The sequence below is a fragment of the Chroococcidiopsis sp. SAG 2025 genome, assembly GCF_032860985.1.
In the GTDB taxonomy this organism is placed as follows: Bacteria; Cyanobacteriota; Cyanobacteriia; order Cyanobacteriales; family Chroococcidiopsidaceae; genus Chroococcidiopsis.
In genome coordinates, this window is the sequence record NZ_JAOCNC010000001.1 from 1,227,165 (window position 1) to 1,240,237 (window position 13,073).

Annotated in this window: 13 protein-coding genes and 1 tRNA gene; 5 read left to right on the forward strand and 9 right to left on the reverse strand. The window is 43.2% G+C overall.

Features of this window, described 5'->3' with window-relative positions; translation table 11 throughout:
• Nucleotides 1–69 precede the first annotated feature (69 nt).
• Both N4J56_RS05865 and N4J56_RS05870 read left to right on the forward strand, forming a co-directional pair.
• On the forward strand, nt 70–309 hold the full coding sequence (locus tag N4J56_RS05865; protein ID WP_317105605.1) for a Uma2 family endonuclease: 240 nt from the start codon (nt 70–72) through the stop codon (nt 307–309).
• A 295-nt stretch (nt 310–604) separates the two neighbouring features.
• A complete protein-coding gene (locus N4J56_RS05870) occupies nt 605–1,075 on the forward strand; it encodes a DUF4383 domain-containing protein (RefSeq protein ID WP_410500431.1) in 471 nt (156 codons plus the stop codon).
• Nucleotides 1,076–1,098: 23 nt separating this feature from the next.
• Here N4J56_RS05870 and N4J56_RS05875 read toward each other — a convergent pair whose 3' ends face one another.
• The 7 genes from N4J56_RS05875 to N4J56_RS05905 all read right to left on the reverse strand — a co-directional run bounded on the left by N4J56_RS05875 (nt 1,099) and on the right by N4J56_RS05905 (nt 7,006).
• The gene (locus N4J56_RS05875; protein ID WP_317105607.1) at nt 1,099–2,391 is read right to left on the reverse strand and encodes a phosphatidylserine/phosphatidylglycerophosphate/cardiolipin synthase family protein; all 1,293 of its coding nucleotides are present in this window, start codon (nt 2,389–2,391) and stop codon (nt 1,099–1,101) included.
• Nucleotides 2,392–2,507: 116 nt separating this feature from the next.
• Nucleotides 2,508–3,059 (reverse strand): orange carotenoid protein N-terminal domain-containing protein, encoded by a 552-nt coding sequence (locus N4J56_RS05880; RefSeq protein WP_317105608.1) that lies wholly within the window; start codon nt 3,057–3,059, stop codon nt 2,508–2,510.
• Between the two features lie 81 nt (nt 3,060–3,140).
• Nucleotides 3,141–3,632: an orange carotenoid protein N-terminal domain-containing protein gene (locus N4J56_RS05885; protein WP_317105609.1), complete on the reverse strand. Its 492-nt coding sequence runs from the start codon at nt 3,630–3,632 to the stop codon at nt 3,141–3,143.
• A 303-nt stretch (nt 3,633–3,935) separates the two neighbouring features.
• Complete coding sequence (locus N4J56_RS05890; RefSeq protein WP_317105610.1) at nt 3,936–5,330, reverse strand: carotenoid oxygenase family protein; 1,395 nt, start codon at nt 5,328–5,330, stop codon at nt 3,936–3,938.
• Nucleotides 5,331–5,403: 73 nt separating this feature from the next.
• Nucleotides 5,404–5,925: a GIY-YIG nuclease family protein gene (locus N4J56_RS05895; RefSeq protein ID WP_317105611.1), complete on the reverse strand. Its 522-nt coding sequence runs from the start codon at nt 5,923–5,925 to the stop codon at nt 5,404–5,406.
• Nucleotides 5,926–6,163: 238 nt separating this feature from the next.
• Nucleotides 6,164–6,235: transfer RNA gene (locus N4J56_RS05900), tRNA-Cys, on the reverse strand.
• Between the two features lie 177 nt (nt 6,236–6,412).
• Nucleotides 6,413–7,006 (reverse strand): chromophore lyase CpcT/CpeT, encoded by a 594-nt coding sequence (locus N4J56_RS05905; RefSeq protein WP_317105612.1) that lies wholly within the window; start codon nt 7,004–7,006, stop codon nt 6,413–6,415.
• A 57-nt stretch (nt 7,007–7,063) separates the two neighbouring features.
• Here N4J56_RS05905 and N4J56_RS05910 point away from each other — a divergent pair, with 57 nt between their 5' ends.
• Nucleotides 7,064–8,464, forward strand: a complete 1,401-nt coding sequence (locus N4J56_RS05910) for a hypothetical protein (RefSeq protein WP_317105613.1) — start codon at nt 7,064–7,066, stop codon at nt 8,462–8,464.
• A gap of 89 nt (nt 8,465–8,553) precedes the next feature.
• Here the strand turns inward: N4J56_RS05910 and N4J56_RS05915 are convergent, their stop codons facing one another.
• Together N4J56_RS05915 and N4J56_RS05920 are read right to left on the reverse strand one after the other, a co-directional pair.
• Complete coding sequence (locus tag N4J56_RS05915; protein WP_317105614.1) at nt 8,554–9,408, reverse strand: SDR family oxidoreductase; 855 nt, start codon at nt 9,406–9,408, stop codon at nt 8,554–8,556.
• A gap of 167 nt (nt 9,409–9,575) precedes the next feature.
• Nucleotides 9,576–11,486: an acetate--CoA ligase family protein gene (locus tag N4J56_RS05920; RefSeq protein WP_317105615.1), complete on the reverse strand. Its 1,911-nt coding sequence runs from the start codon at nt 11,484–11,486 to the stop codon at nt 9,576–9,578.
• Between the two features lie 301 nt (nt 11,487–11,787).
• On the opposite strand from N4J56_RS05920, the gene N4J56_RS05925 reads away from it, so the two are divergent.
• Nucleotides 11,788–11,991, forward strand: coding sequence for a hypothetical protein (locus N4J56_RS05925; RefSeq protein ID WP_317105616.1), 204 nt, complete (start codon nt 11,788–11,790; stop codon nt 11,989–11,991).
• Nucleotides 11,992–12,189: 198 nt separating this feature from the next.
• Nucleotides 12,190–13,065: a cyanophycinase gene (locus N4J56_RS05930; RefSeq protein ID WP_317105617.1), complete on the forward strand. Its 876-nt coding sequence runs from the start codon at nt 12,190–12,192 to the stop codon at nt 13,063–13,065.
• The last annotated feature ends 8 nt before the right edge of the window (nt 13,066–13,073 follow it).

The window sequence follows — 13,073 nt, forward strand, 5'->3', positions numbered from 1 at the left end:
CGAGCAGGGGAGCGATCGGTGACCAGTGACCAATGCCAAAATAAAGTATCTCCTGCGGAGGGTTGTCCTATGCTTACAGATCCCCAATTGCAAATCTACACAGTTGAAGAGTTTATAAGGCTGGATTTGCCAGAAGACGGGGAGTACGAGCTGATTAATGGGATACTAGTACCGATGGCACAACCTTCTGGAAAGCATGAAAATCTTCGCACTGGGTTATTAGTCTCTCTATTCTGGTTGAAACTGAGTACCGCTTTACGAGTTTTACAGGCAGCGATCGCATCATCTCCCAATTCTTCCCTAATTTAGATTTGACTGTAGAACGAATTATGGGTTTTGGTGCGGGAATTTAAAACTGTACGTTTGAGTAATGACAAAACAGCTACCTCTGTAGTCACCATAAAATCGTCTTCCTTTGTGCAGACCTATATTACGATTTTAAAAAGCTTTTTAACTCCAAATTTCAAATTCTCCCATCCCTGTCTTTGGATAGAGTGCGATCGCAGTTATATAAGTTGAATTAGAGAATATAGGGGTTGACTTTTTCAATAACAAGAATTTGTACTTAGAAATGGGAGAAATAGCGAGTATGGATGCCATGAAGATGGAGAGAACGAACATGGCAGAGCGTTATTGCGCTCTAGTTCTTGGAATTACTTTTTTGATTCTCGGTATAGCTGGATTTATTCCAGCTTTCGTTAACGTGCCTGGAACGGATGTCTCCTACATTCCAGCAGATGTTGCCCCTGGAGCGTATTCTGCCGGATTTGGTTATTTATTTGGGGCATTTCCTACCAATTTCTTACACAATTTAGTCCATTGTGCTGTGGGAATTTTTGGTATTGCTTCCTATACCAGTGCTAGTAGTGCGCGTGTATTTAACCGCTTTTTTGCCGTTTCCTACATCTTAATTGCTCTTTTAGGAGTCATTCCTGCAACCAACACAGTATTTGGACTAATGCCAATTTTTGGGGGCAACGTTTTACTGAATGGTTTAACAGCAGTTGCTGCTTTATATTACGGCATCATTCTACCTGCAAAAGTTAACGACGTTGGAGTAGCACGGAATATCTAGTAGAGACACAAAATTTTGTCCTTCTACAATTGCGATTCAAAAAAGAGAACAATTTTAGCTAGCGCCCTTTGCCATAAAGGGCGTTTTTTCCATTCACTGAAACTGACTTGTTTAGATTTAGCAAATCCTTGTAAAAATATTTTTTCAACGTGCTTGACTAATCGAATATCAGAAGTAGAAATATCTAACTCATCATTATGAAAAAAACTACGCGGATCGAAATTAGCACTACCAGTACTGAGCCAGCGCTCGTCTAACAATAATGCTTTGGCGTGCATCATACTGGGTTGATATTCATAAATTTCTACGCCAGCAGCGAGGAGATCGCGATATTGTTCGCAGGAAGCAAAATAGACAAATCTCTTGTCCGAGCGAATTCCGTTCGTGAATATTTTGACATTGACCCCCCGTTTTTTAGCATCAACTAGCGCAATGCGGATATTTTTATCGGCAAGAAAATAGGGGCTGGCAATCCAAAGCTGCTGTCTGGCAGCATGAATGCTAACTTGAAATAAAGCTTTAACTGATGCAGAACGATAGGAAGGATCGTCGCCTGCGGTAACGAGAATTGTCGGGTTGCTCGACGTTCCAAGCTGGGAAACTGTAGTCGATAAGTCAGCAGTACCATGCACGTAAGTCCAGTGTTGCATGAACATACCTTCTAACACCGCGACAACTTCGCCTTCTAGCCGCGTTTCAAAGTCGTACCAAGGATGAGTTCCGCGAATATTATCTCTGCCATCCCAATAATCGGAGACACCTGCACCACCAATTAAGGCAAATTCGCCATCAATAATTAATAGCTTGCGGTGACTGCGGGCAAAATAATCAATGGGCGATCGCCAGTTAAAATCATTGAAGAACCTGACTTCGACTCCAGCAGCTTTCAGTCGTCTCCAGTAACGCTGCGGTAAAGTTTTGACCCCATACTTATCGACAATGACTTGTACTTTAACACCTGCTTGGGCTTTTTCGGCGATCGCGGCGGCGAAATCGTTCGCCCTGCGCCCGGGAGTCATGAAAAATGTCTCGAAGTGAATCGTATGTTTGGCACTACGGACAGCTTCTAGTCGTGCAGCATTGATTTCTTCTGCTTCCAGCCAAAAATCTGTCGAGCGCCCGCTGGTAACGACAGAGTTAGATAAGCTAGCTAGGGCGAGGGAAAAGCGTGCATCTTGAGGTGCGGGAACATTTTTGACTTTGTATTCAATGCGATCGCGAAATGTGCCTCGAAAATATAGAATTACAAAGACACCGATAATGGTTGTTAAACAGCCACCACCAATCCACCATAATAGCGGGAAAAGTTGGGTCATTGGTCATTGGTCGTTTGTCATGTATTAACGTGATGCTGTCGAGTATAAAAAAATGCTATCAGACTTAGCCTGGTAGCAATGAAGATTATCTAGCTGTATCTGATTTGAGCGATCGCTTATTCGGCATTCTTGGGCGGTTCTGTGATGTTGGAACTCAACTCTTCCATACCTTTGACTACGAAATTAGCCATTTGCTCTTGTCCCATAGATTTGAGGGAATTGAAGACTTGCATTGCTTCCGCCGAGGGGCTGTAGTCGCTGGGAATGGCGACGATTCCATTACCTAATTTTTGCGCCAAAAGATACCAAACTGCTAACTTAGATTCAGGATTCAATTTGCCATATTCCCCAGTAGGAACTTCTGATTTACCTTGGAGCAATTCCGGCAGTGCCTTAGCAGGATTAGGATCTAGTGTAGTTTCGTTTTGGTCTGTTTTGTTAGCTGGCAACAAATCGCGTAGAGCATTTATTTGCTCCTCAGAAGACATTTTTTGTACGCTTCCGACGATGCTTTGAACATCACTAGAGCTTGTTGGTAAGCTATCTGCTGGAATCGAACCAGAAATTTCTTTGTAGATTAAAGCCATTACTCCTAGCTGGTCGTCGATATCTAAGCTCGTAAATTGTTTTGCTAGTGGCTTGAGATCGTTAACGTTTGTAGATGCCATATTTGCCTCTTTACTGTTAATTTTAGTTTGTAATTTCGTTCCAGAATCTTTCGAGGCGCGAAATTTCGCGCCCTTGCATCTCTATACTTCCGCGCCTTGTTTGGGTTCAGCGCCCATCGGCGATACATAGTCACGGAATAGAGTAATTTGTTGCTCGAAATCTATTCCTTCGAGCTGGTTTAATATCTCTTTTGATTCACTAGAAAGTTCGTAGTTTGGAGGCATAGGACTGATAACGTTGCTATCCATTCCTTGAGCCAGACGATACCAAAATAGTAGTTTAGTAGTATCGCTCATCGAGCCATACATCCGCGTGTACTCGTTATCAGCCTTATTAATTAAGTCCCGTTGAAATTGTAGTTGTTCTTCGTGAGACTTTTCTTTAATTTGGTTAAATAAACCTTCCGCTACATCAGCCGATGCAGTGCTAGCTCCTGGCGCGGCTGGAGTGATAGAATCACCCATTTTCTTGTAAATGAAGTAGAACAAAGCTAATTGATCGTCTACATTTATTTTTTGAATTGAAGCAACAAATTGACTGAGATTCTGGTCGTTGCTTTGAGTAAATGCCATATTAACTCCTTCTAAACTTCTTCGGCTAAACTTATCTTTGCCGTTAGCAGATTATGACTAACCTTTTGCACAGTAACAAAGATATTTAACTTGCTTAAACCTACTGAAGATAGAAGTAGAAAACCTGACTACAGGCAGAGGAAAAATCAAATCTATCGAGAGTTAGGCAGTCGATCTCCCCCCAACTCCTTTTTGAAGGCAGGATGATTTTATACAAGAGAGGACAAAACCCCCTTTTTAAGGGGGCTGGGAGATCGGCAAGATCTTGTCATTCCTAACCGAGATCTATTTGAATTTGCTCGACTATACGGAAGCATTCAACTGTTGTTGAGATACCCAAGTTCCGTGAAAACCATAAGGTACGCGCTGAGGAATTACCACTCGCGCCACAGGATCGCTACTCAAATCTTGGGCATTTAGCACCAATAATTCAGAAGTATCTGCATCAGTATCGTAGACAAAGGTAACTAACCACCCATCGTCTTCTACAGTTGCATCAGGACGAGGAACAAACACAGCCTCACCACCGGAACGTCCCTTACCGTATTCGTAGGTTTGAGAATAACCTGCTTGAAGGTCGTATTTAATTAAACCATCAAACAAAGGTACAGGTGTAGGAGCTATTTTTCCTGCATAACCGTAACGAGTTTTGCGCCCTAACAAATTGTCGTTAACGCGGGGAAACTCTCCTGATACGTCATCTAGCATTTCCTCTCGCACGGTTCCGGTGCTGAGATTGAATCGCCAACTATGCAAACGGGGAATATCGCTATCTGGATCGGTTGGTTTGACTTGCGGAGTCACAATGTTGGTGGAACTCATGCGACAGGCAATTAGTACAACTTCGTCTCCCTCCTCGTAAGCATTGAGGGTATGGAAGACATAGCAGGAAGGAGATTCAAACCAACGAATATTGCTGCTGTCGCCGTGACGGGGGAGAATACCAAAACGGCTGGGGCGATCGCGTTCAAACATTAACCCAGGTTCGCCACGCTGCATCCGTGCGGGGTTAAAAGTCATCGGCAGATCCATAAATATCGTGTAATTGGCAGTGATGGCAAAGTCGTGCATCATCACCCCCATCGGCAATTCTATCGGTATCGTTCGCAATAACTCGCCTTGTGGAGAAACAATACTGTATTTGACAAACGGCGGAGCAAACGAGTATCCAAAAAACATCATCTCGCCCGTCACCGGATCGACTTTAGGATGGGCAGTAAAAGCAGAAGCTAACTTACCGTTATAGGTATACTCGCCCTTCGTCTCTAACTGGGGAACCTCGATCGCGTGGGGCGCACCTCCTTCCCAAGTGGCTAGAAGTTGCCCTGCGTGCCATACCAAGGCAGTATTCGCAGCGTTCTTGTAGCCGTCGCTATCTGGCTGAGGTGGTTCCAATAAGCCACCCCAAACCGCTTTACCCGCTTTTTGCTCGATTTCAAAACCTCGCGTTCTGACGTAGCGGTTGCGATAGCTAGCTTTGCCTTGACGGATTTGGACTCCATGCAACATCCCATCTCCATCAAACCAGTGATACTGCCCGATGGGTGTCCACTGAGGATTGGGACCATTGCGCACGAACATCCCCGATAAATCGGTAGGGAGTTCGCCAATTACCTTGAGTGTATCGGAGGTAATTTCTTCACGCACGGGCGCGAAGTTACCCTCAAGGAAGGGATTAACTGCTGTTGTTCTTTCCATTCTGCCTGTTCTGCATACGCCATCGCACTTTTTTCAATATAGGCGCGATCGCGGCGATCGGCTACGCCAGCAATTACTTCAAGTCTAATAATCCCTGTTCTTTGAGCTTAGGATTAAACCGTAATTGCATTTGCAAACCGCGAGTTTGTAATTGGGATAAAATTTCTGCTTCAACTCGTCTTGCCGCAGTTTTTAAAATTTTTATTTGAGCCAATTCATCACCATCTGCTAAACTTTTTTGTTCTTCAGATGTCAGCGATAATTTAGCATCAATTGGCTGAGTCCATATAGTTTCATCAGCACCATTTCCAGGGGGAACCGATCCATTTTTTTCAATCCACTCCTGGCGAATATTTTCCAAGACTGACCGGCTGGGACGGTCGATAGTTTGTATTTTCAGCCAATAACACTTTTGCGGTTGGCGGACGAGATGCTGTTGCAAACTGAGATAAACATCGCGAGAATACCCGATATAATGCAGCACTTTGTCCGAGTCAAAAATTGCATAGACTCCTACTTTACCTTGGTACTGTGCTGGTAATTGACCGTCTGTATCAATATATGGAATTGCTTCTAAATCTGTGAGAGAAGTCATTGATAATTGGTAGTTGGTAGTTGGTAGTAGCTAATTGCTAATTGTTAATTGAGAAAGTTTTTGCCATTAACCATTAACTATTAACTATTAACATAATCCTACTTTCTCACTCGCACGCCTAGCTTTTCATCCCACTGTAGCGGTTTGCTGGCTCTAGGTAACCCAAACTTACCTAAAAATAGTACGAGCGTCCTAGTAGACTGAACCTATAAAACGCTTTTATAGGCTGGACTTCTTAAGGCGACACCCAGATTCGAACTGGGGGATAAAGGTTTTGCAGACCTCTGCCTTACCACTTGGCTATGTCGCCGTCATCTTTGCAGGCAATATATTATATCACTTTTTAGAAGTTTAGATCTACTGGCAGTTTGGTATTGTGCCAGAAAGTGACGAGATCTCAGTCGGGCAAGCAAGAGCCGCCGCATCAACCTCGTCCTACCTTACCGTAAGGCTCGATCCCTACGCAACTTTTGACGCAATTTTGAATTTAGGCAATTTTTACCTCATCAGCATAGCTGTGCCAGCGAACAAAGTAAAATGGTCCCGCCACTGAACCCCATACGTGTTCGTCAGTTTCGGGGTCGCGTCCGCGATCGCGACTGATAAATTTATCGCCATCAATTTCAAATTCGCTGTCAAGATAAGTAGTTTTACCTTTACGCACGACCATACAGCACTTACCTGGTTCAACTGTACCTTTGAAGCCATTGTCTACCCATTGGACGATCATGTTACATCCTGGTAGCTTTTCCAGGCGATCGGCTGATAATGCTTGCAGACGTTTGAGATCGCGGGATGCACCGTGAAATTCTTCTTCTTGCTTAATAGTGTAATTTTCAATTTCAATGCGATCGCCTGCCTGCAATAACTTTAATACTCGTACCCGATATGGGTTGCCGAGCATGTAATCATAGGCTTGTTCTACGTAAAAGCTAACCCCAGATAATAGATTCAGGGGAAGGGGACGCATACAAACGCGAATATGGGCAAAAAAAGGAGGATTTTCAAAAGCTTGCGCTTGATTGCTAAAATCAGCTGCCATCCAGCGAGCTAGTGTCTCAATATCCGTAGAATGGGTCATTAGTAGAAATTACTCGAAAGCCAACGACTTACTATTGCCAGTATTTTAAAACTTCCTATGTCTCAAAAGCTAAAAGTCAGAAGTCAAAAGTCAAAACAGGAGCCAGAAAAGAGAGTGGTGCGTGGTTTTTCTCCCTCAGCTCCCTCAGCTTCCTCAGCTCTGTTCACTCCCCCAGCCCCCTCAGCTCCCTCAGCCACCTCAGCTCTCTTTCTTTCCATACTCCCTATTCTTTGCATTCTCTGGTTGTGCAGTAGCGCCCCTAGTTTGGCGCAGAATCGTCAACCAGAACCAGAGCAACAAGAGCAAGAATTCTATAATCCTCTAGCGATTACGACCCCAGATCCGCTACTACCTCAACTTATCCGTCCCCTATCGACTCCAGAAAAGCTGAGACTCAGAGCTGCATTGGATAAATTAAACCAGCAAGCAACTGCCAGCTTCGCCGCAGGGAATACGGAAAAAGCATTTGCGATTTGGAGTCGAGAGCTAAGGCTACGAAGATTTTTGGGGATTACAGAAGAAATTCCAGCTTTGGGGAGAGTAGGAGAGATTGCTTGGCAAGAAAACCGCCGCTTAGAATTGAATGCAATTACGCGGAGATTGCAGGAAATTGGGCAGCAAATTCAAGTTTTACCACCAGATAAAAAGAAAAAGGAAGATCGGCAGGAATCTCAAGTCTTCATTTCACCTAACTTAGAAGTATTGAATAGTTTAGGGATAGCGTTCCAACAGGTGCGCGAACCAAAAAGCGCGATCGCGGTTTATGAGAGGATTTTGGCTATTCATCGTCAACAGAAAGATGCCGTTGCAGTAGAAACTACTCTCAGAACGATCGCCGAATTACATCTGAGCTGGTTTAACTACCCTCCAGCCGCAGCTGCATACGAACAACTATTACAAAATGCCACCCAGCAGGGCGATCGCCTAGAGGTGATTAATTACTTACAACAGTTGAATTATATCTACGAACAAGCCAGACAATACCAGCAAGCACTGGCAGTTCAACAAAGGTTAGGAGCAATCTACCAGGAACAACAACAAAACGATCTATTACCTGCTTTACAGTTAGATATTGGTGCAAACTATGAAGCAGTCGGGCAGTTGAAACAAGCTTTTACTACTTATCAACAAGCTTATACTACTGCCTGGAAATTGCAACAATATGCCCAAGCTAGCGATGCACTACGTCAAATGATTCGACTTTATCGCTCTCAACAACAAATTGATGCTGCTTTGCAAACTAGTCAGATTCTTTTAGAAAGCGATCGCCTTGCTGCTAATTTTTATGGCATGATGAATACTTACGACCAAATTGGGCAAATTAATCTCGCTCGCGGTAATTACGATCGAGCTTTAACCGCATTTCAACAAGGTTTAGAACTGGCACAACAGTTGAAATATCAACAAGATTACTTTACTCAACAGATTCAACAAATTAATCGACAGCGGACTAATTAAAATTTTGCGTAGCTGGTAAGTCTGCGCAGGCAGACTTCGTATGTGTAGTCGCGATTTCTAATCGCTAAGACTTAATACTTGAATGAACTTTATTTCTGAAAAAAGCCTAATTTTCTGCCGATAATTCTATCTAGCCATCGAGCAGGTAAAGTATTAGGAATTATCCAATCTAGTAAAAGATTAGGGACGATCGCATATTTAGTTTTCGGTTTGGGAGTTTCAAAAACTTTCCGAATAAATTTACCAAAAACCTCTGGAGGATAACCTTTTTTGCCTTGTTGGACAAAATGCTTTTGAAAAGTCGTGACTGATTCCGCATAGTCAGTAGTCAGATATTTGCTAACATCTTGGGCTGATTCTTTATCCCAAATTGCCGTACTAACTGCTCCAGGCGCAATAATAATTACGTCTATCCCATATAATTGTAATTCTCGGCGTAAGCTGTGGGAAATTCCTTCAAAGGCGTGTTTACTACCAACATAAGCACCAAGAAAAGGAACGGCTAATTTTCCCACGACAGAACTGATATTAATAATTCTACCCGGTTGTTTGTCATTATTATTTGCTCTGGCTCCCAATAAAGGTAAAAAGGCTTGAGTTACGGCAATTTGCGCGATAACATTAACTTCAAACTGCAACCGAATTTCTTCGAGTGGTTGATGCATTAAAGTACCACTCGTAGCCATTCCTGCATTATTAATTAATCCACTCAAATTGCGATCGCCAAGAATTGTTTCTACTTGGCAAGCCGCAGATCGTACAGCTTTACTATCTGTAATATCAAAAATCAGCGGCGTGAAATTATCCCCTAAGTCAGCTTGTAACCTGGTAGCATCGGCTTCTCGTCGCACGCTACCAAATACGTGATAGCCATGAGTCACAAATTCTTTTGCTGCACCAAATCCAATTCCTGTAGAAACTCCCGTAATGACAATAGATTTCATTTATGCTCCCGAATCAGCGGGCGATCGCTTCCAGCATATAGCAATCCAAATTGATTTGTGAATGTTTCCCGTGTAGAGACGTTACATGTAATGTCTCTACACGGACTTTTTAAGAGGTTTGGGGTATCTTCTTCGCAGTCAAAAAGTCAATTAGCATCAGCGATCGACTACAAAATTGTCGGAATTTCCTTTAAATACACTCGGCTAAATGGTTCATCTACACCCAAAGTATATTGTTCGAGTAATCCCTGACGGCGAATTGAAACATTATCTCCCTGCTTGATGATTATAGTAGAGTCCTCAAAAACATCTCGCGCCAACATCATTTCAATTTCTGTGGGATTATCTAAAACAACCATATTACTGCCGTAATAAAACATCCCTTGAGCGGCTAAAACATCTTCCTCATACTCGACTATTAGTAAATCGAGTTTGGGATTGCGCAACAAATTTTGCACGTTTGTATTGTAATCTCGATGCAAAATCTTTTCTGCACGGTTGATATAAATGCCGTTTCGACACACAGCACCAATGACCCAATCAGGGTGGTGAGATAAAATTTGGTCGATAGTTGTTTGTAGTTCCGCTACCTTAATTCGGTTAAAGGTAACTATCGGTATCCTAGCTTCAGTGCCTCCGTCAAAAAAGGTTTCTAAAATCTTTTCGGGTACGTCCACGCTCTCGCCTACGGCGGGGTTAAGGTGCATAAAAATCCCTGGCGCAGCATTAATTTCGAGAATGCTAAAGCTGCTATCTTTCCAAGATTTTGCCAAATCTTCAGAAATGACATCGATTCCCAAACAAGTGAGGCGAAAATGCTGGGCGACATCTTGCGCCAGAATCGTATTATCAGGATGAACTGTAGGTGTGGCATCAATACTTACACCACCAGAGGAAAGGTTGGCAACTTTACGCAAATACACTTTTCGTCCCTCTTTAATAACGCTGTCAAGAGATAAGCCTTGCTCCTCCAAATACATATCCATTGCTTCATCGAGCTGGATTTTACTCATGGCAGAAGTTGGCGTGTCTCTACGTGCATCGGAACGGTTTTCGCGATCGATCAGTTCTGAAATTGTTGAATATCCATCCCCAACTACTGAAGCGGGACGGCGTTCTGTTGCCGCGACAAATCGACCGTTGACGCACAGCAAGCGGAAATCAGCACCAGAAATGCTTTTTTCGACAATGATCCGAATTGGCTGTTCTTCTGGAACTGCTTTGACAGCGCGATTAAAAGCAGCTCTTAGCTCCTCAGAGTCTCTGACATCGGCGGTTACGCCAATCCCTTTATGACCGACAACAGGCTTGATGGCGACGGGATAGCCAATATCCTCCGCTGCATCTAAAGCTCCCTCGCGACTAGTGACGATTTCTCCGCCTGGAACTGGAAAGCCAAGGGTGGCTAGAAAAGCTTTACAGTCATCTTTACGGGTGGTAAAGTCCGAGTCTATATGGCTGTCGCCGTCAAATGTGGTTGCTACACCACGCACTTGCTTGCGACCGTAGCCGTATTGCATCAGTCCTTCATCCCACAAATAGAAAGCAGGAATACCTTTTTCGTTAGCTTTGCGTAAAAGCGAGTAGACTGTAGGACCACCATAAACAGACCGACGAAAGATGTTTTGTAGATTACGCATCTGTTCGTCAAAAGCAATTTCTTCATCTAATGTCATGGCTTCAAACCAATCCCAGACGAAGTAAATAATCGATCGCGTCGTTCTAGTATGGAGCGACTGAACGCTAATTCTTGCCCCTCGTTCTAACGGTTTTACGTTCCAACAGTGGAAGTGCAAACCCATATCTAGTTTGCTCACTTCTGATAATGTACGTGCAAACAAATGAGCGTGAGATTCATATTTTTCCTCGCGCAGGTGAGGATAGCGATCGCTTATTTTTTCTATGTAATCTGCAATTTCTAGTGGTTCTCGATACCCCGTCAAAGCAAAATCAAAAGTACATGCTGCCGTATTTAAATCGGGATTGGAACCAATGTAATGTTTGAAGTTGAACAAATCGAATATATCGGTCTTTCTAGCATTAACGCGCACGACATCAGTACTTGTATCGATTACCATTTTTATCCTCCTGTTTTTAATTATCAGTTGTCAGTGAAGAAAGGGAGCGCACGAGCAGGGAGAATAACTTCTGACTTCTGACTTCTGACTTCTGTTCGCTACTCACTTTCTATAGATGTTCAAACTTTGTAAAAACGAATGACAAATGACAAATAGTCACGATATCATCCGATTGATATATTCCCACTTGCCATTTATAGCAAATAATACGGTAGCGAAAAATACAACCTTGGAAAGGTGTAAGGGCAAGCAAAAATTATATATAACTAGAAAATAAATAAATGTTTGGAATCGTTGACATATGAAAGGTACAGTAACCGATCTAAGAAACGAAGTCCGATATCTGGCGGAGGAAGCTTTTCACCGCAAATTGATTTCCGGCTACGGTGACGGTGCGAATGAAAAAGAGTACCAAATTGTATTTAATGGTAAGCCTCGACATCTTTCTCTGGCACAAGCGCGCTCTTTTCTGAGCGATTTAGTTTATCAGCGCGATCGCAATTAAAACTAAGAACTAAAGTACATTACTGGACGTAGACCCTTTACGAGGGGTCTTTTTTTGTCCGTAGCGAGCGCGATCGAATATGCATACTATGTTAATTTTTATAATTCTGTATCGGAATCTACCAGAAGACGGTTTTAACTAAAACATTTGTTATGTTTTCTTGAGAATACTCACTTAAAGTATGGTATGGATACGAATATGAGTAACAATCGGGGGGCGCTAGTTATTATTGGCGGTGCAGAAGATAAAGAAGGTGAATGCCAAGTTTTACGGGAATTCGTGCGCCGTGCTGGGGGAACAAAAGCACGAATTGTTATTATGACGGCAGCCACGGAATTACCGAGAGATGTAGGAGAAAACTATATCAGAGTATTTGAGCGTCTGGGTGCGGAAGATGCTCGTATAGTTGACACCGAAACCCGCGAAGATGCTAGATCCTCTACTGCTATAGAAGCGATCGAAAAAGCCACGGGAATCTTTTTTACTGGCGGCGACCAAGCCCGGATCACCGATATTCTTAAAGATACAGACATAGATGCACTCATTCATAAGCGTTTTGGCGAAGGAGTCGTTGTAGGAGGTACGAGTGCGGGTGCAGCGGTGATGCCAGATGTGATGATTGTCGAAGGAGACGGAGAAACTCATCCCCGCATGGATACGGTGGAATTAGGACCAGGAATGGCATTTTTACCAGGAGTGGTGATAGATCAGCATTTTTCTCAACGGGGACGGTTAGGACGCTTAATTTCTGCCTTAGCACAGCAACCAGCCGTTCTGGGATTTGGGATTGACGAGAATACCGCTATGGTAGTAACCGATAGTCAATTTGAAGTGATTGGGGAAGGTTCTGTCACTATAGTTGATGAATCAGAAGCAACTTACACTAACGTCAGCGAGATCTTAAAAGATGAACCGCTGGCAATATGTGGCTCAAGACTGCACATTTTGCCTCATGGTTACAAATTCGATCTAAAAACTCGTAAGCCAATTCTGGAAAATTTAACCTCGGATAATTCAAATTTGAATAATGTTGCGAATAATGGCAATATAGCAGCTAGTCAGGTAACTGTCTAAAATCCCTA